Annotated in this window: 23 protein-coding genes; 12 read left to right on the top strand and 11 right to left on the bottom strand. The window is 57.0% G+C overall.

The features are described from left to right. Positions 1–86 precede the first annotated feature (86 nt). Positions 87–1,148 (top strand): SDR family oxidoreductase, encoded by a 1,062-nt coding sequence (locus tag QRN55_RS07690; RefSeq protein ID WP_284776157.1) that lies wholly within the window; start codon positions 87–89, stop codon positions 1,146–1,148. An 82-nt stretch (positions 1,149–1,230) separates the two neighbouring features. Here QRN55_RS07690 and QRN55_RS07685 read toward each other — a convergent pair whose 3' ends face one another. After that, entirely contained in the window at positions 1,231–1,812 is a 582-nt protein-coding gene (locus QRN55_RS07685; protein WP_045228767.1) for an ATP-dependent Clp protease proteolytic subunit, read from the bottom strand. Positions 1,813–2,033: 221 nt separating this feature from the next. Between QRN55_RS07685 and QRN55_RS07680 the strand changes: the two genes are divergently transcribed. Both QRN55_RS07680 and QRN55_RS07675 read left to right on the top strand, forming a co-directional pair. Continuing rightward, complete coding sequence (locus QRN55_RS07680) at positions 2,034–2,624, top strand: HupE/UreJ family protein (protein ID WP_284776154.1); 591 nt, start codon at positions 2,034–2,036, stop codon at positions 2,622–2,624. Positions 2,625–2,722: 98 nt separating this feature from the next. Further along, positions 2,723–3,481, top strand: coding sequence for a DUF2076 domain-containing protein (locus QRN55_RS07675; RefSeq protein ID WP_284776152.1), 759 nt, complete (start codon positions 2,723–2,725; stop codon positions 3,479–3,481). A gap of 19 nt (positions 3,482–3,500) precedes the next feature. Here the strand turns inward: QRN55_RS07675 and queF are convergent, their stop codons facing one another. From queF to QRN55_RS07650, 5 genes are all read right to left on the bottom strand, one after another. Then, positions 3,501–3,965, bottom strand: coding sequence for a preQ(1) synthase (gene queF, locus QRN55_RS07670; RefSeq protein WP_045228639.1), 465 nt, complete (start codon positions 3,963–3,965; stop codon positions 3,501–3,503). Positions 3,966–3,968: 3 nt separating this feature from the next. Continuing rightward, the gene (locus tag QRN55_RS07665; RefSeq protein WP_284776149.1) at positions 3,969–4,886 is read right to left on the bottom strand and encodes a cation diffusion facilitator family transporter; all 918 of its coding nucleotides are present in this window, start codon (positions 4,884–4,886) and stop codon (positions 3,969–3,971) included. Between the two features lie 135 nt (positions 4,887–5,021). After that, positions 5,022–5,657: a LysE family translocator gene (locus QRN55_RS07660; protein ID WP_284776148.1), complete on the bottom strand. Its 636-nt coding sequence runs from the start codon at positions 5,655–5,657 to the stop codon at positions 5,022–5,024. A 91-nt stretch (positions 5,658–5,748) separates the two neighbouring features. Continuing rightward, positions 5,749–6,450: a TIGR02117 family protein gene (locus QRN55_RS07655; protein ID WP_350225181.1), complete on the bottom strand. Its 702-nt coding sequence runs from the start codon at positions 6,448–6,450 to the stop codon at positions 5,749–5,751. A gap of 65 nt (positions 6,451–6,515) precedes the next feature. Continuing rightward, a complete protein-coding gene (locus tag QRN55_RS07650) occupies positions 6,516–8,705 on the bottom strand; it encodes an anthranilate synthase (protein WP_284776146.1) in 2,190 nt (729 codons plus the stop codon). Positions 8,706–8,986: 281 nt separating this feature from the next. Between QRN55_RS07650 and QRN55_RS07645 the strand changes: the two genes are divergently transcribed. The 4 genes from QRN55_RS07645 to QRN55_RS07630 all read left to right on the top strand — a co-directional run bounded on the left by QRN55_RS07645 (position 8,987) and on the right by QRN55_RS07630 (position 13,939). Then, on the top strand, positions 8,987–9,838 hold the full coding sequence (locus QRN55_RS07645; RefSeq protein ID WP_284776144.1) for an extensin-like domain-containing protein: 852 nt from the start codon (positions 8,987–8,989) through the stop codon (positions 9,836–9,838). A 245-nt stretch (positions 9,839–10,083) separates the two neighbouring features. After that, the gene (locus QRN55_RS07640) at positions 10,084–12,270 is read left to right on the top strand and encodes a TonB-dependent hemoglobin/transferrin/lactoferrin family receptor (RefSeq protein ID WP_284776141.1); all 2,187 of its coding nucleotides are present in this window, start codon (positions 10,084–10,086) and stop codon (positions 12,268–12,270) included. 211 nt (positions 12,271–12,481) lie between these two features. Then, a complete protein-coding gene (locus QRN55_RS07635) occupies positions 12,482–13,003 on the top strand; it encodes a TIGR00645 family protein (protein ID WP_112499551.1) in 522 nt (173 codons plus the stop codon). Positions 13,004–13,222: 219 nt separating this feature from the next. Beyond that, entirely contained in the window at positions 13,223–13,939 is a 717-nt protein-coding gene (locus QRN55_RS07630) for a helix-turn-helix transcriptional regulator (protein ID WP_112499550.1), read from the top strand. Positions 13,940–13,972: 33 nt separating this feature from the next. On the opposite strand, the gene QRN55_RS07625 is transcribed toward QRN55_RS07630, so the two are convergent. The 4 genes from QRN55_RS07625 to QRN55_RS07610 form a co-directional block, all read right to left on the bottom strand. Further along, a complete protein-coding gene (locus tag QRN55_RS07625) occupies positions 13,973–15,148 on the bottom strand; it encodes a DUF2333 family protein (RefSeq protein WP_284776138.1) in 1,176 nt (391 codons plus the stop codon). Positions 15,149–15,279: 131 nt separating this feature from the next. Next, positions 15,280–16,290, bottom strand: a complete 1,011-nt coding sequence (locus QRN55_RS07620; protein WP_284776136.1) for a hypothetical protein — start codon at positions 16,288–16,290, stop codon at positions 15,280–15,282. Between the two features lie 90 nt (positions 16,291–16,380). Further along, complete coding sequence (locus tag QRN55_RS07615) at positions 16,381–16,830, bottom strand: pseudoazurin (protein WP_284776134.1); 450 nt, start codon at positions 16,828–16,830, stop codon at positions 16,381–16,383. A 122-nt stretch (positions 16,831–16,952) separates the two neighbouring features. Beyond that, positions 16,953–17,534 carry a thymidine kinase gene (locus tag QRN55_RS07610; RefSeq protein WP_284776132.1) on the bottom strand — a complete coding sequence of 194 codons (582 nt, stop codon included), beginning with the start codon at positions 17,532–17,534 and terminating at the stop codon, positions 16,953–16,955. A 209-nt stretch (positions 17,535–17,743) separates the two neighbouring features. Here QRN55_RS07610 and QRN55_RS07605 point away from each other — a divergent pair, with 209 nt between their 5' ends. The 4 genes from QRN55_RS07605 to QRN55_RS07590 all read left to right on the top strand — a co-directional run bounded on the left by QRN55_RS07605 (position 17,744) and on the right by QRN55_RS07590 (position 21,499). Then, entirely contained in the window at positions 17,744–18,703 is a 960-nt protein-coding gene (locus QRN55_RS07605) for a choline ABC transporter substrate-binding protein (RefSeq protein ID WP_502871302.1), read from the top strand. 87 nt (positions 18,704–18,790) lie between these two features. Beyond that, positions 18,791–19,642 (top strand): choline ABC transporter permease subunit, encoded by an 852-nt coding sequence (gene choW / locus QRN55_RS07600; RefSeq protein ID WP_284776130.1) that lies wholly within the window; start codon positions 18,791–18,793, stop codon positions 19,640–19,642. Next, positions 19,639–20,685: a choline ABC transporter ATP-binding protein gene (gene choV, locus QRN55_RS07595; protein WP_284776128.1), complete on the top strand. Its 1,047-nt coding sequence runs from the start codon at positions 19,639–19,641 to the stop codon at positions 20,683–20,685. The genes choW and choV overlap by 4 nt, the downstream gene beginning before the upstream one ends. A gap of 487 nt (positions 20,686–21,172) precedes the next feature. Continuing rightward, complete coding sequence (locus QRN55_RS07590) at positions 21,173–21,499, top strand: ArsR/SmtB family transcription factor (protein WP_284776126.1); 327 nt, start codon at positions 21,173–21,175, stop codon at positions 21,497–21,499. 108 nt (positions 21,500–21,607) lie between these two features. Here the strand turns inward: QRN55_RS07590 and QRN55_RS07585 are convergent, their stop codons facing one another. Then, on the bottom strand, positions 21,608–22,777 hold the full coding sequence (locus tag QRN55_RS07585; RefSeq protein ID WP_284776124.1) for a DUF3095 domain-containing protein: 1,170 nt from the start codon (positions 22,775–22,777) through the stop codon (positions 21,608–21,610). 277 nt (positions 22,778–23,054) lie between these two features. On the opposite strand from QRN55_RS07585, the gene QRN55_RS07580 reads away from it, so the two are divergent. Further along, the gene (locus QRN55_RS07580) at positions 23,055–24,161 is read left to right on the top strand and encodes a branched-chain amino acid ABC transporter substrate-binding protein (RefSeq protein ID WP_284776122.1); all 1,107 of its coding nucleotides are present in this window, start codon (positions 23,055–23,057) and stop codon (positions 24,159–24,161) included. The last annotated feature ends 15 nt before the right edge of the window (positions 24,162–24,176 follow it).

Below are 24,176 nucleotides of genomic sequence, written 5' to 3'. Positions count from 1 at the left end.
TTTGGTATCCATGTCCCCAATCAGTGCCATCTACACTTAGGCACGCAGAATGCCTAGTTATGTCTCAACAAAAAAGGAGCAAGATCATGGTGAAAACGGCATTGGTCGTCGGCGCAAGCGGTATCGTGGGCAGTGCAACTTCCAATCTTTTGCTGAAAGAAGGCTGGAGCGTTTACGGACTTTCTCGCAAGCCCGGCACACAGGAGGGTATAACCCCGGTAGCCGCAGATTTGCAGGATGCAGCGGGAACGGCAAAAGCTCTGGCAGATGTTCGCCCGGACGCGGTGTTCATCACCACATGGGCGCGGCAGGATAGCGAAGCGGAAAACATACGCGTCAATTCTGCCATGGTGCGCAACCTGCTGGATGGCTTGAGCCCCGGTCAATCCACCCGCCATGTGGCGCTGGTCACGGGCTTGAAGCACTATCTCGGCCCATTTGAGGCCTATGGCAAAGGCACGTTGCCGCAAACGCCGTTCCGCGAGGAACAAGGCCGTCTCGATGTCGAAAACTTTTACTACGCGCAGGAAGATGAAGTTTTCGCCGCTGCCAAGCGCGATGGCTTTTCGTGGAGTGTGCACCGTCCCCACACCGTTATCGGCCAGGCCGTCGGCAACGCTATGAACATGGGCACGACGCTGGCGGTCTATGCCACCATCTGCCGCGAAACAGGCCGCCCCTTCCGCTTCCCCGGCTCAGCCGCGCAGTGGAACAGCTTGACCGACATGACGGACGCCAATCTGCTGGCAAAGCAATTGCTGTGGGCCGCAGAAACACCTGAAGCGAAAAACGAAGCCTTCAACGTCGTCAATGGCGATGTCTTCCGCTGGAGCTGGATGTGGGGCCGCATCGCGGACTGGTTCGGCATCGAGCCTGCGCCCTTCGACGGCACGGTCATTCCGCTCGAAGAACAAATGAAACACGATGCCGAGATCTGGAATAAGATTGCCATCAGCGAAAATCTCGCCGAGCCGGACCTTACCCGCCTCGCATCGCCATGGCACACCGACGCCGACCTGGGCCGCCCCATCGAGGTCGTCACCGACATGGGCAAAAGCCGTCGGCTGGGCTTCAAGGAATATCAGCCAACGGATGATGCCTTCTTCGCCCTGTTCGAGACGCTGCGAAAGAACCGCCTCATTCCCTAAGCGTAAAAACCTTCATTCAGAGCAATAAAAAACCCGCATCGGCCATGCCGATGCGGGTTCAATAATTCAATGAAACAGAGCCTTAGATTTCGCCCTGCGATGTGACGATCTTGCCGACGAGGCCATAGGCCACGGCTTCTTCGGCACCCAGCCAGTAGTCACGATCGATATCCTTGGCGATCTTTTCTTCCGTCTGGCCCGTGGCCACCGAGAAAATCTTGATCAGGCGCTTGTTCATCTTGATGATCTCGCGCGCCTGGATTTCGATGTCGGACGCCATGCCGCGTGTGCCGCCGGATGGTTGGTGCAACAGGAAGCGGGTGTTTTGCAGGCAGACGCGACGCTCTTTCGGCACCGATACGTAGATCAGCGCGCCAGCGGAAGCCACCCAGCCTGTGCCGATGATCCAGACCTTCGGCTTGATGAACTTGATCATGTCGTGAATGCTATCGCCGGATTCGACGTGGCCGCCCGGTGAGTTCACGTAGACGCGAATATCTTCGTCGCTGGCTGCGGCAAGGGCCACGAGCTGCGTGCAGACTTTCTGCGCCAGTTCCTGCGTGATGCCGCCATAGATGAAGATCGAACGCGACTTGAAAAGATTCGCTTCCGTTTCCTTGCCGATCGGCAGTTCCTTGCTCTTGTCGTCTTCGTCTTCGTTCATGTGGCGGTCTCCAACGTAATTCATTACCTACCGGACATAGTGTGATTTGTTTCGTAAAACAATGAGCGAAAAAGACAAGGCGCGGAACTGCTTAATAAACAGAGCACCGGCAAATGACGCATGGACAGTCTGTTTGGACTTACGATATCGTTAACTGCGCGACCCCATAGGCGACCCAAGCGCCTGTTCAGCCGCGCCTGTAAAAATTTCGAGAGGGACCGATGTTCAAAAGACTTTCACTCGCCGCAGCAACGCTTGGCCTCACCACATTGCCAGCCTTCGCCCACCTGAACCCGGAAGAACACGGCTCCTTCATGGCCGGATTTTCGCATCCGCTGTTCGGCGCAGACCACATCCTTGTCATGGTCGCCGTCGGCATCTGGGCAGCGCAGATTGCCGCATCCAGAGGTAAGGATAGAGCGCTCCTCATCATTCCCGCAGCCTTTGTCGGCACCATGGCCATCGGCTTCCTGCTGGCGCTGGGTGGTATCGAGTTGCCATTCGTCGAACCGGCCATCCTCGCGTCAGTCATCGCACTCGGTCTGCTGGTCGCCATGGCGACACGCGTTCCCGTCAGCGTTGCCGCTGCCATCGTTGGCGTCTTTGCGCTCTTCCACGGCCATGCCCATGGCGGTGAACTGGGCAGTGCCGGCGCGCTTCAATTCGGCGTCGGCTTTGTGATCGCGACCGCATTTCTGCATCTTGCCGGTATTGCGCTTGGTCTTGGCATTGCGAAGCTGGGAACAATGGCTGGGCGTATCGTCGGCGGGCTGACGGCACTGGCCGGGCTTTCTCTCGCTTTCGGCGGTTGAGCAACCTTACAAAAATGTAAGAAAATGCGGCTTTCAAAAGTCGGATTTGAACCCTAACTCCTTGGTGTGCGTTTCTCGACACGCCAAGGAGGCAAACGATGTCACCAGAAGAAACCCAACTGCTCAAATCCCTGTTCGACAGGGTCAAGTCCGCATCCTCCACTCCGCGCGATGCGGAAGCGGAAACACTGATTGCGCAGGCTGTAAGAGATCAGCCCGCCTCCCCCTATTATCTGGCACAAGCCGTTATCGTGCAGGAAAAGGGGTTGGAAGCGGCAGCGGCGCATATCCGCCAGCTAGAAGAGCGCATCCACCAGCTTGAAAGCGGCAACGCGGTGCCACAGCAGGCACAGCAAGGCGGCTTTCTCAGCTCCATCTTCGGCGGCAGCCAGCAGCAGGCGCCAGCACCCACGCCAGCTCCAACCTATCGCAACGATATATCAGGTCAAACGCAGGGCCCTTGGGGGCGAAGCAATGATGCGCCGCAACCCACTGGCCCATGGACTGGCCAGCAGCCATCCGCATTCGGAAGGACCGGCGGCGGTGGCGGCGGCGGCTTTCTGCAAGGTGCACTGGGAGCCGCGGCGGGTGTAGCTGGCGGTATGCTGCTCGCCAATTCATTGAGCGGCATCTTCTCCAACCATGTGGCCTCAACAGGCTGGGGCTCCGGCCTGGGTGGTGCTGGAACCGGAGCAGCCCCGGTGGAGGAAACCGTCATCAACAATTACTATGGCGATGACGACAAGCCCCAGCAGGATGCCGATAATGGCGGCAACGATGTACAACAGGCAAGTTACGACGACGATAGCAATGACGAGGCCGACTTCGATTCAGGCGACGGCGATTCTTTCGTCTGAGCCTTGATTTGCCAAGGGGTCAGCCGCGACCGCGATAGGTCGCGACACCCTGCTCGGGTAGCCATACGCCTTCAGGCGGTGCGCCTGTCTGCCAGAAGACATCGATGGGAATGCCGCCACGCGGATACCAGTATGCGCCGATGCGCAGCCATTTTGGTGCGAGCAGCTCGACCAGCCGCTTGGCAATATAAACAGAGCAATCCTCATGAAACGCTCCGTGGTTGCGGAACGCATGCAGGAACAGCTTGAGCGACTTGGATTCCACCAGAAAATCACCCGGAATATAATCGATGACGATATGGGCGAAATCCGGCTGGCCCGTCATTGGGCAAAGCGACGTGAATTCCGGCGCGGTGAAGCGCACCACATAATCGGTCCCAGCATTGCCGTTCGGCACTTTTTCCAGAACAGCTTTTTCCGGGCTTTCAGGCGATGCGACTTGCGCGCCCAGCTGCGACAGGCCGGAAACATCCGTGACTGACATCTTTTAAACTCCTGCTTCTTGAAACTCGACGCGAACGCCGTGCGCCTGCTCGCTTTCAGGCTCCACATGAATGGCCAGCACGGCACCGGGCACGGCTTCCTTTATGGCATCTTCCAGCCGGTCGCAAATCTCATGTGCCTGCCCGACAGAAAGAGATGCCGGAACCACAACATGAAAATCGATAAAGGCGACGGCCCCCGCTCTGCGGGTCTTCAAATCATGCACATTGAGAATACCGGCTGAATTCTCCGCAATCGCCTTCTTGATCGCCTCATCCTCTTCCGGCTCCACGGCACGGTCCATCAACCCGCCCAGCGAGTGCAGGATAACCTTGGACCCCTGAAACAGAATGTTGATGGCAACAACGATGGCGAGGATGGGATCAAGGATCGCATAGCCAGTGATGATCGCCAGAACGAGGCCGATCAGAACACCACCCGACGTGACCACATCCGACATGATGTGCTGCCCATCCGCCAGAAGTGCCGGCGACGACTGCTTCCTGCCGACCCGGATCAAGACCGTGGCCCAGATGCCGTTGAGGATACCCGCGAAGGCATTGATCGCAAGACCAAGTGCTGGCGCTTCCGGCAGATGCGGCGCCATGAGGCCGCCCCACGCTTCCTTGACGATCAGCAACGCGGCAACGACGATCAACACACCCTCGACCACGGCAGACAGATACTCTGCCTTGTGGTGCCCGAACTGGTGGTCGTCATCGGCAGGCTTTTGCGCATAACGAATGACGAAGTAAGCGATGAAGGCCGCGACCACATTGACGGTCGATTCCAGACCATCCGACAGCAAGGCAACCGACCCCGTGACCCACCACGCCAGAAGCTTCAGCCCCAATACCGTAATAGAGAAAGGGATGCCCCAGAAAGCAAGCTTTCTGACGAGCGCGTGACCCTGTTCGTTCATGTCCTGTCCCCGTGCGGTTGCGAATGAATTGCAGAAATGGACCCCAAAACGCATGAACCGCCCGCACGAGGATTCGTGCAGGCGGTTCATATGTGCGGCTTCTATGATTTAAAGTTGGGGCGGGGTCAAGGGGGATTACGCCCGGGTCATCAACAGCTTGATACCCGCAAAGCAGAAAAAGAGCGCCAGCACCGATTCGATATACCGCCTAGCCCGCTGATAGATGCGTATCGCCGGTGCGGTGGAAAACAGCAGCGCGTAACCGCAGAAAATGGTCACGCCCAACACACCGCAACCGCCGATGATAGCGATGAGTGTCGAGGCACCGGCGCCGGGCTTCAGACCCAGCGACATGATGGCGATCCAGCCGAGGATGGCCTTGGGATTGGTGAGGTGCAGCAGCAATCCACGACGGTAGAGTTGCAGATACTCGGAGCGGCCAACCACCGGCGTCTGCACGAGCGTTTGCGCAACGGCAGGCGAAAACGCCGAGCGAGCGGACTTGTAGGCGAGGTAGAGAAGATAGAGGCCGCCAGCGATCTTGATGACGAAGAGCGCATTGGAATAGGTCGCCAGCACGGCGGAAAGGCCGGTGGCCGTTAGCGTGGCCCAGAAAAACGAGCCGGTGATGACACCGATGGCCAGAATAACGGCGGGCGTGCGCCCACGGCTCATGGCCACGCCCATGATGGTCATATTGCTGGGGCCGGGGCTGGCCACGGCGATGACATAGGCAATGTAGACCAGTAATAGCTGGTGAAAGTCGATCATCGGCCTCATGTCCTGCAAACAGAAATGTCAGAATAATCAAACGATTGGAGCAACGAAGATGACTTTGTCAACTCCGAGAACGTACAGCAATTCAGGGCGCGGGAACAGACTCTGAAAGGACTGAGGTGTTATTGTGAAGTAGCAGGGAGGTCGTCAGCAACGGCGGCAGAGGCGTCCACCACCCAGTGCGCAAACCCGCGTTCCGCAAAGCCGCCGCCGTCCAGGTGTTGCAGCCCATCAGCGCGTTGAAATATCCCACCGCTTCGAAAAAAGCGTCGTCCCTTCCGTAGGATTGACCAAGCAGCGGAACAGGTTTTCCCTGCGGCCTGGCAAAACTGCCGAGAATGAAATCTAGCAGCCTTTGATAGTCCGCGGCCGACAGGTTAAGCGCGGCCACACCCGAATCGGCAAGCGGAATATCCCCGGCCAGCGCCACATGCATGACCGACCGGTCAAGCGTGACGCCCTTCAATAGCGGAAGCGGTTTAAGGTCCGCCCATGTCGGCGTCTGCGTGTAGAAAGCTCGCCCGCCCCAGCCGAAAACGAGATAACGAACACCGGGATAATCGATATCGAGATTTCCGTCGCGTAGAAATGCAAAACGCGTCAGAAGCTCGACATCGACAGGCAGGGCGATGTCGGTGTGGATCGGATTGCTGAGGATGAGGACATGGTGGGGCGTGGTGTCAGCTGCGGATTGACTGCCGAGGAAGGGTCTCGGCAACAAGGTGCCCGCAGCGATGCTGACGACAATCAGCGCCAAGGCGATGCATAGATATTTGACAAGTTTCACTATGCACCCGCAGATCTGAGGGGAGACGGCGGCGCTTCATAACGCCGCCGATAGACTTTGTCCGCTCAGGCAGCCTTGACCTTCGCCTTGCGCACCAGATGCGTCACCACGTTTTCGATCATCCGCATACCGGCATCACCGCCCAGCGTCATGATCGATTCCGGATGGAACTGGACAGCGGCGACGGGCTCCTTGATGTGCTCGATTCCCATGATCGTGCCATCTTCGCTTTCCGCGGTGATGATAAAGTCACGCGGCAGCGTCGAGGGATCGGCGAAGATCGAGTGATAACGACCGACCGTCACTTCCTTGCCGAGACCAGAGAAGACCAGACCGGGTTCGAGCACGCGGATGCGCGAAGGCTTGCCGTGCATCGGCACCGCAAGCTGCCGCAACTCACCGCCATAGGCTTCCGCCAGTGCCTGAAGGCCAAGGCAAACGCCGAAGATAGGCAGATCGCGCGCGCGGGCAGCTTTGATCGTTGCCTTGCAATCAAAATCGCTGGGGTTGCCTGGGCCGGGAGACAGAACAACCAGATCCGGCTGGAAGCGGTCGAACACTTCGGCGGCCACCGGCGAACGCACGGTGGAAACGGTCGCACCCGTCTGGCGGAAATAGTTGGCGAGCGTATGCACGAAGCTGTCTTCGTGATCGACCAGCAGAATTTTAACGCCGGTGCCGACCTTTGCCGAATCACGCTGGGTTGCCGCAGAGTTCTGGCCCTTGGCGTCACGGATGGCTGTAATCATGGCGGAGGCCTTCAGTTCTGTCTCGGCTTCTTCTTCCTGCGGATTGGAATCGTTGAGCAACGTGGCCCCTGCCCGCACTTCGGCAATACCATCCTTGATGCGAATGGTGCGCAGCGTCATGCCGGTGTTCATGTCGCCGTTGAAACCGACCATGCCGATGGCACCACCATACCACATGCGGGAGCTCTTTTCATGGCCTTCAATAAAGCGCATGGCCCACAGCTTCGGCGCACCGGTGACGGTCACGGCCCAAGCGTGGCTGAGGAAGCCATCGAAAGCATCCATATCGTCGCGCAGGCGCCCTTCGATATGGTCCACCGTGTGGATGAGGCGCGAATACATCTCGATCTGGCGACGACCGATGACCTTGACCGAGCCCGGCTCGCATACGCGGCTCTTGTCGTTGCGGTCCACATCCGAACACATGGTCAGTTCGGACTCGTCCTTTTTGGAATTCAGCAGCTTGAGAATCTGTTCGCTATCGGCAATAGGGTCTTCGCCGCGCTTGATGGTCCCGGAAATCGGGCACGTTTCGATCCGCCGACCGGAGACGCGCACGAACATCTCAGGCGATGCACCGACCAGATATTCCTGATGGCCAAGATTGATGAAGAAGGAATAAGGCGAGGGATTGATGGCCTTCAGGCGGCGCGAAATGGCCGATGGATTGCTGTCGCAACGCTCCATGAACTTCTGGCCGGGCACGACTTCAAACAGATCACCCCGACGGAAGCTTTCCTTCGCTTTGACGACGAGTTCGGAATATTCGCCCGGATGGTGATCGCCACGCGGCGGAATGGTGTCGGTCATCTTGAATGGCTCTGGCGCAATCTCTTCCGCCTTGCCATGGGTCGTGACGCCATCCTTTTCGAAATCGTAGCGGTCGATCCACGCCTTTGCGGAATGGTGATCGACGACGAGGATTTCGTCGGGCAGGAACAGAACCATATCACGCTGGTCTTCGGGGCGCTCCAGCGACAGCTTGATGGCGTCGAACTGGAAAGCCAGATCGTAGCCGAATGCACCGAACAAGCCGATGGCAGCGTCGGCGCTGGAATAGAAGAGATCAACGATGGCCCGCAGTGCCGTAAAAACCGTCGGGATTTTGGAGCGCTCTTCCTCGGTGAAAACCCGGTCAGGCTCGTTGACGACGAGGTCCAGACGGCGCGCGGTGGAGGCGCCAAGCGTCAGGTCCGGCGTGGCCTTCAGCTTGTCAACGATGAAGGAAAGCAGCACCTCGCCACGGCCATTATAGGCTTCGATCCACATGGTGCGGCCAAAACAGGAAATGCCGAGCGGTGGATCGATGATGGCGGTATCCCACCGCGTATAGCGGCCCGGATATTCGTAATTGGAGGAAAACACCGCGCCACGGCGGGAGTCCAGACCTTCCACATAGCTGTCGATCGAACTGGCGTAATCCGCCGCGCGGCGCTGGCGTGTGACCTTGATGCCGCCCTTGGTCTCGTAGATTTCGGACCCGTCATCCTGAGTAATTGTTACCATTTCCTAAGGCTCTTCCCGTTTGTAGACCCGATGACAGGCAGCAGAATAACAAAAAAGCCGCCTGAGATTTCGGGCGGCTTGGACTTGTCTTGTAAACATGACTGGTCGTGGCCGCGTTAGCTGCCCCACCACCAGATAGCAATGTTGTTCGACACTGTGTTCATGGCGCAAATTGTTAGCGGCAAGTCGGGCCCTTGGCAAGCGGATTTGCGCAGCCATCGAACCGAAACGCCTGCTCAGACGTTGTGGCTCCTGCCGTAACAGGGGAGCGACCGGTCACCATGTATTATCGTCTCATGATAACAGCAGCCAGCATGCTGCTGATCGCCGCCTCCGAACCGCCGCAGGATGTGCCGGTTCCACAGCCCAAACCCGAGCAGCAGGACAAGGCAGCGACCCCACCCGCGCCCGAGGTGAAGAAAGACGAAAAACCAGTCGAGCCGCCAGCGGAAAAGACTGTTCCCAAGCCCGAGGAAAAGCCTGAAACCGCGCCCAAACCGGATGAGCCCAAAGCCAAAGCGGAGGAGGAAAAGAAGCCGCAGGAGCCTGCTCGCGAACCGGTCAAGGAAGAAAACCCGGAAGAACTGAAGGCCTGCCTTGCGGAGCTGACGCAGTTGGGCGCGAAGTTCAAGGAACTTCCGCCCATCAAAGGCGAGGAAGACGGCTGCGGCATCGCCTCACCCATAGAACTTTCGACTGTCATCCCCGGCATCAAGCTGGAGCCGGAAGGCACGATGCGTTGTGAAGCGGCGCTGGCCCTTGCCCATTGGGCAAAGGACGTCATCGTTCCCACAGCGAAAATCGCGATGCCGGACAAAAACGTCACCGCCTTCGGCAACGCTTCCACCTATATATGCCGCAATCGCAACAGCGCGGAAACCGGCAAGATTTCCGAGCACGCGAAAGGCAGCGCCGTCGACATCGCCACCATGACCTTCGACAAGGGCGAACCGCTGGTCATGAAACCGCGCGGCGAAGACGGCACGATGGAAGGTGCCTTCCAACGCACCATCACCACCGCCGCATGCCTCTTCTTCCGCACCGTCCTCTCCCCCGGCAGCGACGCCACCCACCAGGACCATCTGCATCTGGATGTACTGGAGCGCAAGGGTGGGTATTTGTATTGCCGGTAAGAGCATCCTTTGTCGCCCGAGATGTCAAAAACGCAACAATCCAGTTCACATTAATAAAACATGAGTATTTTACTCAGATTCAAACTTGACTCTTTTAGTCTTCATTTATAGCTAGAGGACAGGCCTTCCGTGGGGGTAGGCAATTCCGATGTCCGGGGCATGTAATGAATTCGAAACAATTGAAATACCGTGGTTTTCTACGCGGAACAGCGCTGCTTGTCGTAATGGGCGCAACAGTGCCAGCAATGGCACAGGAAACATCCCAGTCAGGCTCAACCCTGCTTGAGACGATCACTGTTCAAGGAAAAGTCAAAGGTAATGGAGAAGCGGAAAACTCGCCTCTCACCCAGAAAACCGACCGCGTCGTCATTCAACAACGCATGGTCACGGATTTTAAAGACTTCGCGCGTCGCGTGGACGCTGGCGTCAATTTCAACGGACGCACCAACAGTGTGAACCTACGCGGACTTCAAAACGACCGCGTTCTGACCACACTCGATGGCATTCGCGTTCCTTGGCTGACCGATCCGCGCGACTCAGCACGCGGGGGATTGAACGCCTTCGACTTCGACAGCCTTTCCTCGGTCGATATCACCAAGGGCGCAGATTCCAGCCGCTTTGGCTCGGGTGCATTGGGTGGTGTGGTTGAATTGAAAACCCTCAACGCGGAAGACATCATAGAAGCGGGTAAGAATTTCGGCGCTGTAACGAAAAGCACCTATGACAGCGGAGACACAAGCTGGAGCAACAACGCCGCCATCGCTGGTCGCGCCAACGATACGTGGTTGCTGGTTCAGGGCGGCTATAAAAAAGGTCACGAGACCAAGAACGAAGGCACGATCGGCGGGTTCGGCACAACCAGAACCGATGAAAATCCCGGCGACTTCGATCAGAAAAACGTACTCGTCAAACTCCATCAGTATATCGACGGCGGCCATCGAATCGGCCTCACGGGCGATTTGTTCAATCGTGACGAAGACTTCGACAATATGCAGGGAACCACCGCGAGCTATCGACAAGGCACCCTGAAATCCGGAGAGGAAGTTGACCGTAAACGCATCTCTGCATCTTACGATTTCCTTTCGCCGGATAATTCTGACTGGCTTGATCAGGCAAATATCGTTGCTTACTGGCAGAAGCAAAAGCTGAACAACACGACCGATGGCTTCCGCTTGCAAGATGCCCGCGTTTTTGCACCAAATGGCGCGGCATTGTTGTACGGTTTTCCCACAGGCATTTATAACCGCGATAACCTCCTCGAACAAACCTCTTACGGTTTAAGTGGAAATGCGTCAAAAGAGCTTCAGCTTGGGGGTATTTCGAATAAAATTCGTTTCGGTGGAGAGCTTAGCTGGCAAGATACGCACCAGTACTCGGCTGGCATCGACAATTGCCCTGACGTGGACTGGACGACAATCGCTCAACCATACGGCCCCCAAAGCTGCCGCATGCTGCATTCGAATTCTTCTGACATGCCGGATGTCGATAGCGTCATTTTCGGCATGTATGTGGAAGACGACATCAAGCTGATGAACGACAGCCTGACCATCACGCCCGGTTTGCGCTTCGACTATTACAAGCACTCGCCCAAAAACACGGCGGCCTATCAGGACAGCCCCCTGTTCGATGCGGATTACCTTGAAGGAACGAGCGATTCTCGTTTCTCTCCGAAGCTGCGCGCCGCATGGCAAGCGACGTCGGAACTGGAACTCTTTGCGCAATGGTCTCAGGGCTTCCGCGCACCAAGCGCGACTGAGCTTTACCAGACATATGGTGCACCGGGTTCTTATGCTCGAATCGGCAACCCCGATCTTCAGACTGAAACCAGCAATGGCTTCGAAGTTGGTACAAAGTACAGCGCCAACGATTACAATGTCTCTGCGACGATCTTCGACAACTATTATCGTAACTTCATCGATACTGTGACCATCGCTCCTCCGGGCGGAGATTTTCCAGTCGGCGGCATTACGGGTTACGACAATCTCGCGCGCGTCAGAATTTATGGCGTCGAACTTGCAGGCGAATGGCGTTTTACGGACAACTGGCGCACATGGGGCTCATTGGCCTGGTCGCATGGTCGTGAAACGGGCACTGGTGCTTACCTTAATTCCGTTGCACCGCTTCGCGCCATTGCAGGTTTAGGTTATGCCGCCGAGACATGGGGCACGGACCTTTCGCTGACAATGGCATCGGCGAGAGACAAAATCAGCGGAACAGGTTTCAAAGCGCCCGGATACGGTGTTGTCGATACTACAGTGTGGTGGCAACCTGAGCAGATTACCGGTTTGAAAATACAAGCTGGTATCTTCAACGTGTTCGACAAAAAATACTTTAACGCCATCGACGTTCCAGATGGCACCACCGTGGCAAGCAGGGACTTCTACAGCGAGACGGGCCGCTCGTTTAAGGTGTCCGTTACCAAGAAGTTCTGAACTCAACCGCTTTGGAAACTAGAAAGCGCCGGTATTTATCCCGGCGCTTTTGCGTTGGTGGAGCGCACAGGATGGACCTTGTCAGAAATTTTAGCCACGTCGCATTTTAAGAGCGTCACCCCACCATGGCACTTGAAGCACAGCGCGGGACCGCCTAGATCAACCCGCGAAACAAGACCCCTCAGCCACTGAACTCACCTGGAAACCGCCGATGAAATCTCTGGAACTGCTCGTAGAACGCATCATTCTTTCCAGCCGCTGGCTGTTGGTGGTGTTTTATCTGGGGCTTGTGGCGGCGCTGGCGGTTTATGCTTTGTCGTTCGGGTTCAAGTTTCTCAAGATCGCGGAGAATGTCTTCGTCTACACGGATGCCGAAATGATTCTGGCGATGTTGGCGTTGATCGACGCGGCGCTGGTGGCGAGCCTGATCGTGATGGTGATGATTTCGGGTTACGAGAACTTCGTCAGCCGCTTCGATGAGGGCGAGGACAAGGTGTCTTTTCTGGGCAAGCTGGATGCAGGTAGCCTCAAGATCAAAGTCGCATCGTCCATCGTGGCGATTTCTTCCATCCATCTTTTGCAGATTTTCCTGAACGCCAATCAGTATACCGACAGCAAACTCATGTGGTTCACCATCATCCACCTTGCCTTCGTGGTATCGGCGGTCATGCTCGGTTTTCTGGAAAAACTGATGGCAAAAAGCAAGCCTGCTCAGGGCACGACGGACATCTGATCTTGCGCCACCACCTAAAGCGATAAGGTATTTCAACGACTTAACCAAAGGTTGCCACGCGTGCATGCAACGTTGGTTTGTATATGCACCTATTTGAATTAAAACAGTTCGTAATAATATTACGAACAGGGAACCAAAATTGAAATAAACAGTGGAATTTTTGGCTGGTTCGTATATTTGTCACCGATAACATATTAATTATCACGAACGAAAAATTTGATGATCACGCTCGAACGGCAATCGCTACTGAGTCAAGAGATATCGGCCGCAGAAAGCCGTCCTCGCTGGCTACAGGTGCTCTCGGGCATCGCGAAAGAGTTCGGCTTTACCCATGCAAGTCTGATGCGCATACCGCATCCTGAAGAGAACCTGCTGGCGGTTACACTAGTGGAATCAACCCTGCCGATACGTTTCATCAGGGAATTCGACTCGATGCGGCTGCTGGGTGTTTGCCCGGTGCTTCCGAAGGTGAAGCAGTCTCTGATCCCGCAATTCTGGGCTTTGAGTGATCTCGATACGGGCGAGCCGGAAGCGAAACCCATTGTGGAGCTTCTGACGAAGTACGGTATTGCCAATGGCTTGGTCATTCCCACAAGCGCATTGAATGGCGACAGGCATCTGGTGCGTTTCGATGGTACGTGCCCGGCGCTGTCGCAGGTTGCGATCAACGAGCTCGGCATGATCGCCATCCACGCCTTCGACGCCTATGAGCGCATGCGCCGGGCTGAGATGGTTGCGCCCCGCACCCTGACCAAGCGGGAGCTGGAGGTCATCCACTGGACGTCCCAGGGCAAGACTTCAGCCGAGATCGGCCAGATTTTGTCGCTCTCCGATCACACAATCAATGCGTATCTGAACAACGCGATCCGCAAGCTCGATTGCGTCAACCGCACGCAGCTTGTGGCAAAATCCATTCGCCTGAAACTGATCAGCTGACGCCTCGCAAAAGCGAAGCGCCAGTCTCCCTCTTTATCTGTCCAGCACGGACCGCAGCTCGACAAGGTTCGAGCGCACTCTCAGCACATAGAAGCCCATGGTTGCCAGATGCGATGGCATGATCCAGCCGCTTTCATCACCATTGGAAATAACGAATGGCTGGATTTTAAGGGCCGCACGGGTCTGAAGCAGCGTGTCGTTCCACAGGCTGGTCAGATTGCGCTCGCGAATGACCTGTGAGAAATCGGCACCGGCTGCGGAGAGAATGCCGTAATAGCCGTACAGCTGGCCGTAGGCGAACCAGAAACGGTCATCCGCACGGGTATCGAACCAGCCGCCATTGTAGTTTTCTGAACGCTCACGAAGGATGGCGGACGTGCCGCCGATATCGTTGGCGATACGGTCGATGAACTGGATAAGGTTATCGGCGCGGCCATCAAATACGGAGTTGCACTGGGACAGGCTCGCGTTGAACTTGCGCAGGCTTTCCGCCGCAGAGCGATAATAGCTCGGGCTCGGCGTTTTCGGGCCGAAAGGGTTCAGACCAAAATACCAGGAATACTCGTCGAACTGCAGATTGCCACGGGCGCTTTGAAGGTTGGAATCGATGCCGGAGGTGCCGCGGACGCGGCCAATCGAATCGACCAGCTCGACCGATGTGCGGCGCACGGCCTGATTGACGCCACGTTGAAACGAGGCCTTGTTGTCGAGAAACGGCGTGCTGTCCCAATCAATGCCGAACAGGCCGAGACGATAGAGCAGCATCGAGGAAATCCACGAATTCTGGTCGACATTGAAGTCGATCAGGTCTGCAGACATATCGACGATAGCGGAACTCTGGCAGCTTTTGGCCGCAGCGACCACGGGTGCAGCAGGTTCGCTTGTCGTGGTGGTGCTCGTGGCGGAAGGCGCAGGCGCCGCTGCGGGCAGTTCCTGCCCTGCACTCAATGTGCGCTCGGAGTATTTGTAATTGTTGACGTAATCAGGATTGAAGTTCGTCCAGACCTGCGTCTGCCAAATGAAATAGCCGTAGAGACCGACGATGAAAATGAGGATTGCGGCAATCGGCAGTTTGACGAAGCCTTGCCTGTTTCCATACCACCCGTTGGCTGCGCGAAACGGCCAGAAAAGCCATGCGATCACGAGAGAAACACCGCTCCCAAGCGCTGCGAATATGCGCTTGAAAAACGCGATTACCGGATCGAGCATCTTTAAACTCTCCTTGACGCAACAATAACGCGATCCGTGCGTGGATCGCTGCCGACAACATATGGTGCCGACAGGCCCGATACAACGGAAGGGCGTGCGTTTTTCCCCTCTTGGTTACGTCAGGCGTCGGGTTAGGTATCGCCGGAGCGCCGACGTAGCAACGCCTCATCAATCCTTGCCTTGCGTTTGTCGATATCCTGCATGGTCACACCGCCCTCGGTGTGAAGCCGCAAAAGCTCCTCGAAAGCGTTGAGCGGCAGCGGCTTCGTTGCTGCGTCATCGGAGGACGTAGACCGTTGCGCGAGTGCCGACAGAGGTTCCAGCGTGCCATAGGCTGCATCATAAAGCTGAAGACAGCGCTCCGCCTCGATGGAAAGCTTGTTGATGACGAGTGTTTGGAGCGCAACCTGATCATTAAGCACGTCGATCAGATCACCCAGCAAAACCGCCTGACGATCCAGCACATGGTGTTCGTCGCTCAGACGCTTGCGGGTCGCCAGCAGCGTCTCGTACTGACCACTCGTCTCAGCATCTTCCGCCTTCAGTTGCTCCAGCCGCGCCGGATCTGTGGCGTCGTTGATCTTGCGTTTGAGGGTGCTGAGCGCAAGGGCAAGCTCCTTGTCACGCTGCCGTGCCTCATCCATGGCGGAGACGACGGTGCGCCGCTTTTCCATGCTGGCAACAAGCTTCGGTTCGCAGGAAAGAACCAGAGCGCTCGCGTTTTGTCTGTCCGCCAACGCCAGTTCATGGACGCTGGCTGCCTCCAGAAGCGTGGACCGCAAGCTATCCGCAATCGCCAGCGTTCTTGCCCTCACAGCCTTGAACGAGCTTGCCTTGGCCCGTCGGAAAAAGCCGAAAAACGATTGCAGCCGACCCACCTCATCGACCCTGTCGAACGCCGCATAGGCATCGTCCGTGTGCGTGGCGACCGTGTTGGTGAAACTCAGGAGATCGGTCTCGACTGAAGCCTTGTCCGCATGGAGTTCGGCCAGTTTCGCGGTTTCGGTCTCGAAAACGGATTGCGAGGTGACATCGGGCAGGTCACCCAACGCCTCAGCCAGCGCGGACGCCAGCGACTGCACGCGCTGTGCCTGCGCTTTCGTTTTCTCGAACTGGCTGTCAAAAGACGGCAATTTCGCCATATGGGGTAATCTCCCGAATCACGAGCCGGAAAAGAGGCCGCTCATATAGATATGTGCGACCTTTTCTCAAAGCGGGAGACTTAAAAGCGCTCAGAGATTGAGCTTGGTCAGTTCCGCATCGAGTCTTTCCCGCGCTTTCTTGGGCAGCTTGCCCGTTTTGACCGCTTCCAGATTGGCTGGCGTCTCGCCGACGACGACCAGAGCCACCATGCCCATGCCCATATGCGGTGTGCATTTGAAGACGTAGGCGCCTTCCTTGCCCACGGTCACCTTCAGCGTTTCGTTCATCTTGCCTTTGTATTCCTCGACGCCATCGGGAATGAGACCCTTGATGGCGGCGGCATCGTGGCCCTTATCGACGGGAACGAAGGTGATGGTATCACCGATATTGGCTTTGACGGCTGCGGGTTCGAACACCATTGCCTGGCCATCCGATCCCTTGTTGAGCATCTTGATTTCGATATCGGCGGCGAAAGCCGGAAATGCGAGGACACCTGCCAGAGCAGCGCCGGCAACGAGGCGGATAACATTGTTTATCATGAGGCTAACTCCCGAGCGAAACCGCGGATGTGCGGTTCTCCATGCCCTGTCCTACGCCTCGAAGCGACCCTGTTCCTTGACCAATATCAAATGGGCCAACCTGTCGCAGGCAGGCCCGGACCTCACTCGCCCTTGACGGCTTCCAGCCAGTGGCGGCGGCAGAAGGACACGTATTTCTCGTTGCCGCCGACATCGATCTGCGCGCCTTCGCGAACGACCTGACCGTCGGAATCGAAGCGGGCGACCATGGAGGCCTTGCGCCCGCAGTGGCAGATGGTGCGGATTTCGCGCAGCTCATCGGCAATAGCCAGAAGTTCCTTGGATGCAGGAAACAGTTTGCCCTGAAAATCCGTGCGCAAACCATAGGCCATAACGGGAATGCCCAGCTTGTCGGCAATCGCGGCCAGTTGCCAGACGTGGTGCTCCGAGAGAAAATTCGCTTCGTCGATGAAGACGCAGGCAACCGGTTCTTCGACATGCAGGCGATCGACTTCGGCGAAAATATCCGTGGTGTCATCGAAAACCATCGCGTCGGAGGAGAGGCCGATGCGCGATGCGACCTTGCCGACGCCTGCTCGGTTATCGAAGGCGGCGGTAAAGATCAGCGTTCGCATGCCACGCTCGTGGTAGTTATACGACGCCTGCAACAGCATGGTGGATTTACCGGCGTTCATTGCCGCATAGTTGAAGTAGAGCTTGGCCATCCTGCCCTCCGGTCCTTGTTTCTGGCCTTTTGCAGGGTGGACTGGACAAAGGGCAAGAGCGGGGTGACAAAACACACAGGTTTCGCCCTTTTGAGACACGCGGCAGATGCACTCAGGAAATTTTACACCGTGTCGCAAATGCGCATGAGTTGATTGTGCGTCGCATATATTGATAATGGATAGGGAACTTGAAAAACAGGGAGTAAGCAATGCTTGCAAAAAACCACCGCTGTCTGGCCCTTGCCGCAGCAGTTTCTGCAATGGCACTCTTCACCACCGCCGCTTCGGCAGCGGAACCTGCCAGTTGCGGCACCGTCCGCTTTTCGGACGTCGGCTGGACAGATATTACCGCCACCACAGCCACGGCATCCGTTATTCTCAAAAGCCTTGGCTATGAGACGGATGTGAAAATTCTTTCCGTACCGGTTACTTACACTTCCCTGAAAAACAAGGACATCGATGTCTTCCTCGGCAATTGGATGCCAACCATGGAAGGCGACATCAAAGCCTATCGCGACGACAAGTCGGTGGAAACGATCCGTGAAAACCTGACCGGTGCGAAATATACGCTGGCCACCAACGCCAAGGGTGCCGAACTCGGCATCAAGGATTTCAAGGACATCGCAGCCCATAGCGACGATCTGAGCGGCAAGATTTACGGCATCGAGCCCGGCAATGACGGCAACCGTCTCATTCTGGGCATGGTCGAGAAGGACTCGTTCGGCCTCAAGAGCTTCGACGTAGTCGAATCCTCCGAACAGGGCATGCTGGCGCAAGTGGCCCGTGCCGAGAAATCCGGCGACCCCATCGTGTTCCTCGGTTGGGAGCCGCACCCGATGAACTCCAATTTCAAGCTGACTTACCTCACCGGCGGCGACGATGTTTTTGGGCCAAACCTCGGTGGCGCCACGATCTACACCAATGCGCGCGCAGGCTATGTGCAGGAATGCCCGAATGTCGGTACCTTCCTGAAAAACCTGTCCTTCACGCTGCCCATGGAAAACGAAATCATGGGCAAGATCCTGAACGACGGCGCAGAGGGCGAAGTCGCGGCAACCGAATGGCTGAAGGCCAACCCATCCGTCATCGAGCCATGGCTTGCTGGCGTGAAGACGAAGGATGGCAGTGCAGACGCCCTGCCCGCCGCCAAAAAGGCTCTCGGCCTCTAGCCGCAGGTCTCAGTGCCTTGAACCCGTCTTCCGGCCAGCCGGTCGGAAGACGATCATGACTCCGTTCACGAAAGGTCCGATCTTACCGTGGAATGGCTCAGCGCTTCTCAAAATCGTTTGCCGATCGGTCGATATGCCAAGGAGGCAGTCGACTGGTTAACCGGAAATCTCTCTTTTTTCTTTGATTGGTTATCCTTCATTTTCGAAAGCGTCATCGACGCTTTTCTCTATGTTTTACAAGCACCCCATCCGCTCATCATCGTCGCGCTGCTGACCGCGCTTTCGGCGTGGATGCGCCGCTCCATCGGCATGCCACTTTTTACTGCCCTCGGCCTGCTGCTCATCATCAATCTGGGATACTGGAAGGCGACTACGGAAACGCTGGCGCTGGTCATCGCAGCCAGCACCGTTTGTATGATTGTCGGCGTGCCGCTCGGCATCTTCGCGGCCCGGCGCAAATGGGCCTATGCGTTCATGCGTCCGGCTCTGGACCTGATGCAGACCATCCCGACCTTCGTCTATCTGATCCCGGCGCTGGTGCTTTTCGGGCTTGGCATGGTGCCGGGGTTGATCGCAACGGTGATCTTTGCCCTGCCCGCCCCCATTCGCCTGACACGGCTCGGCATCATCTCCACACCACCGGCTCTGGTGGAGGCTGCGGTCGCATTCGGTGCAACACCGTCGCAGGTGCTTCGCAAGGTCGAACTGCCGTTTGCCACGCCGCAGATCATGGCGGGGCTGACGCAAACCATCATGCTGTCGCTGTCGATGGTGGTCATCTCGGCACTTGTGGGTGCCAACGGTCTTGGCGTACCGGTCGTTCGCGCGCTTAACACTGTCAACATCGCCATGGGTTTTGAGGCTGGGCTGTGCATTGTCATCGTGGCGATCATACTCGACCGCCTGTTCCGACTTCCAGGTTCGGAGGATGAAGCATGAGTGACGCGATTATTTTTGAAAATATCGACATCGTCTTCGGCAACAATCCGCAAAAGGCTTTGTCCCTGCTGGACGCGGGCAAGACGCGTGCCGAAATCAACACGCAGACCGGCCTTGTGCTGGGTGTCGCCAATGCATCACTCAGCGTCAAGGAAGGCGAAATCCTTGTTTTGATGGGCCTTTCGGGTTCTGGAAAATCGACACTTCTGCGCGCAGTCAACCGTCTCGCACCGGTGGTGCGAGGCACGGTCAGCGTCAAGACGCCTTCAGGCTATGTCGATCCCTACAAGACCTCCACGAAAGCACTGCGAGAACTGCGGACCCACACGGTTTCCATGGTGTTCCAGCAGTTCGGATTGCTGCCCTGGCGCAATGTGGCCGACAATGTCGGCTTCGGGTTGGAGCTTGCAGGCATGGCGGACGCCGAACGCAAGAAGCGGGTGGCCGAGCAGCTGGAACTCGTCAATCTCTCGGATTGGGCAGACCGCAAGGTCGGCGAACTCTCGGGCGGCATGCAGCAACGCGTTGGCCTCGCCCGCGCCTTTGCGACCGGCGCGCCGATCCTGTTGATGGATGAGCCATTCTCGGCACTCGACCCCCTCATCCGCAGCCGCCTCCAGGATGAGCTGCTGGAATTCCAGAGCCGTCTGAAAAAGACGATCCTGTTCGTCAGCCACGATCTGGATGAGGCCTTCCGCATCGGCAACCGTATCGCGATGATGGATGGCGGGCATATCATCCAGTGCGGCACGCCACAGGAGATCGTCAAGAACCCGTCCAATCAGTATGTCGCGGATTTCGTGCAGAACATGAACCCGATCTCGATGCTGACGGCGGCGGATGTGATGCGAAGGGGTGTGACGGCAGAAAATTCCGGGCTGTCAGTGACGGCCACGGCGCGGCCCAACTCGCCGCTGGTCGATATCCTCGACGCCATGACGCGGCAACCGGGTGTCATCGGCATCGTCGATAACGGCACCATCGTGGGCACCGTCTCTGCCGACGATGTGGTGCGCGGACTGACCATGCACCGGCACAGATGAGACAATCGGCTGCGGCATGGAAACATCGTGTCGCAGCCTCTTTACACCCCCCGCCTGTTTGAGATCGCGCGATTCTGCTGACATATTTCCATCTCGAAATGTATAGCAGCGGCTTGCCCAAAGCGAATCTGTAAGACTGCTTTCCAACGTGACAGTGCGAAATCTGGGGGGAGAGCTGAAAAATCGTAAACCATTCAGCCGGATAATGATTTTGCAATTGAAAAAACGAAATACCCGCAACCACAGTGATAACGAAAATTTTACCCAATGAACTTTGTTAGGACGGCGTAAAATAGAATTTTCGACTATTTATTTACAATAACACGCCAAAACACACCAATTTCACATAATGCTAATAAAGGGTAGTCTGTACCTTAGATTTAGGTATATACAACGATCTTACCAAATTGATACACTTGAGCCATATAACATTTCGTTTTGCCAATGATGTGGTCCGGGGCGGGCTTCACTCAGGAGAAGTGAGAATATGAATACAGAATCGCTTTCAGAACAGTCCACTGCAGCCGCAGGCCTCCTTTCCGCTATGGCAAACCCAAAGCGGCTGATGATCCTTTGCAGTCTCGTCGAAGGCGAAGTGCCGGTCGGCGTCCTTGCGACACAGGTCGGGCTCAGCCAGTCCGCGCTCTCCCAGCACCTGTCCAAGCTGCGCGCACAGCGTCTGGTGAAGACACGCCGCGACGCACAGACCATCTACTATTCCAGCACATCGGAATCGGTGAAGAAAATCCTGGAAACGCTGGAAAGCATCTACTGCTCAACAGAAGCCGCTAGCGCGGAAAAAACTGCCGCCTGATGATAGCGCGAACATCGGCTGTGGACCGGCTTCATTAAAGCTGGCCGCGCGGATGCAGAGCATCGAGCGCCACGGGTCCGTGAGGATGCGTGGCGTTTTTCGTTTCTGCTAAAAAACAGGCTGCATCTGGGCTTTCAGATGGGTCGCAGCTTTTGCATATCCACCATCACCACCATCGACGAAATGCATGTGGTCGCGGGACAACGGTGATGGCACGATACAGGTCATGAGTGCCGTGTCCTGCTCATGCAGCCCGTAAAAGCAGATACCCTCGCGTGATGCACCTTCCAGCCGCGCCTTGATCTTTTTCAAGGTGTCGGGGTCCACATCCACCGTCATTTTCAGCCCATCATCGAACTTTCGGAAATCCGTGTTGCTGGCGACCGAGCGTTTATATTGGACTGGATCGAACCGACCAACCGTCTTCTTGAATGAGTAAAGCACGGCGATCAGGACGGTCTGGAACAGCACCCATGCGCCCTTGCGAATTTGCGAGAGACTGTCGCGATAGCCAGACAGCGCCTTGGCTTCCAGCACCAGCCCCTCGCGGATGAAACCCAGCGGCGGCCCTTCGACCGGTACGGGATGACCGCCACGCCCGTCTTCGTTTGCCAAGGCCACGATCTCGGCGACGATACCCCGGAACGCCAGTGGATCAGTGTTGGGGCCCGGCAATGCGATGATCGAAACGACCTTGCCGCGCGCCGCTTCGATGGGGTTCCAGCGACAGGACAGCCCCGTAAGGTCAGGCCTCGAACCGCTTTCCGCAGCGCTGATAAGATACTGCCCGCTTTTCATCTGCTCGTCGGCCCAGTGATTTCCACCCCCGGAAAACATGGCGTAGGACACGTCGTCACTGGCCTGAAACCGCGCCACGCGAACATCGAACCAGTTTTCGCGAATGACCGACACGGGGACTATTGCGGCTCTTAGCGTCAGCCGGATGTCGTCTGCGACCCACGCCTGCACCTTGGACAACGCCTCGCGCGCCGCATCGATCTGTGACGGGGCGATAGCCACCGCCGCGCCATCCCCGCCGAAGATGAAAGGCAGATCATGCCGTTGCAACGCATTCAGCAGGCCGGAAATCACGCCAGCGCCCGCCATGTTCACCGCCTTGTAGCGACCGCTGTCGATGGCACCGGTCGAGTCGATGATGTCAGCGAGCGCAAGTGCCCAGCCATCTGGTAAGGCGCGGTACAGCGTCGGGTCGGCCACATCTTCGAAATGCAGAAAGACCGGCAGATTTTTCAGGAACTCTTCGTCGGACGGTGTCATGGCGCCACTATCTCCCCGTCAGCGTTGAAAAGCCAGAGACGATGGCCCGCACACAGGGCATCTGGTCTGCACTCACAGAGGATTTACGCAGCCCGTTCTGAAATAGATCAAACATGGCTTGCGAAATCGCCTCTGACGGGTAAGACCACAACAGGGTGTCGGAAATCAAACATGAAACGGCACCGTTTTGTCGGGGACAGGGATGATCTGCGCTGCGAAAGCGCCCCTGCCTCCGGCGATATCCAGGGGACACGACCCAATCCAAGGAGAGACTATCATGAAATTCAAGATCCTATCCGGCCTGACGCTTGCCGCTTCCGTCGCCTTCGCACCTCTGGCGCATGCCGAGATCGTCATCGGCCTCATCGCGCCGCTGACCGGTCCCGTCGCTGCCTATGGCGATCAGGTCAAGAAGGGCGCGCAGACCGCCGTTGACGTCATCAACAAGAATGGCGGCATTTTGGGCGAGCAAGTCACTCTCAAGCTGGCCGATGACGGAGGCGAGCCGAAGCAGGGTGTATCTGCCGCCAACCAACTGGTTGCCGAAGGCATTCGCTTCGTCGTAGGCCCTGTCACGTCAGGCGTTGCCATTCCGGCATCCGACGTGTTTGCCGAAAACGGCATCCTGATGGTCACGCCGACGGCGACTGCACCCGATCTCACGAACCGCGATCTGTGGAACGTGCTGCGCACCTGCGGTCGCGATGACCAGCAGGCCGAAGTGGCGGCCAAGCTCGTGCTGACACAGCTGAAAGATCGCCGCATCGCCATCATTCATGACAAGGGCGCTTACGGCAAAGGCCTGGCCGATTCCTTCAAGAAGACGATCAATGGCGGCGGCGTGACCGAAGTGTTCTACGACGCGCTGACACCGGGCGAAAAGGATCTGAGCGCACTCACCACACGCCTGAAGTCCGAGAATGTCGATGTCGTCTACTTCGGCGGCTATCACCCTGAAGCCGGCCTTCTGGTTCGCCAGTTGAAGGATGCCGGTGCCAAGGCAACCGTCATCGGTGGTGATGGTCTGTCCAACTCCGAATTCTGGAGCATCGGGGGCAATGCGTCCGCTGGCACCATTTTCACCAACGCAGCTGACGCAACCAAGAGCGCCGATTCCAAGGCAGCTGCCGAAGCATTGACGGCTGCCAACATTCCGGCAGAAGCCTTCACGCTGAACGCCTATGCAGCCGTGGAAGTGCTTAAAGCCGGTATCGAAAAGGCTGGCAGCGCAGAGGATGCGGAAGCCGTTGCCAAGGTTCTCAAGGCTGGTGAACCCGTTGCAACGGCCATTGGCAAGCTGACCTACGGCGAAACGGGCGACCTGTCGTCGCAGGCGTTCTCGCTCTACAAGTGGGAAAACGGCAAGATCGTTTCCGCCGAGTAATTGATCCTGATAGGC

The sequence above is a fragment of the Agrobacterium sp. lyk4-40-TYG-31 genome (assembly GCF_030209855.1).
Classification (GTDB): domain Bacteria; phylum Pseudomonadota; class Alphaproteobacteria; order Rhizobiales; family Rhizobiaceae; genus Agrobacterium; species Agrobacterium vaccinii.
Note: the sequence above shows the minus strand (reverse complement) of the source record. Positions and strands in the feature narration are given on the sequence as shown.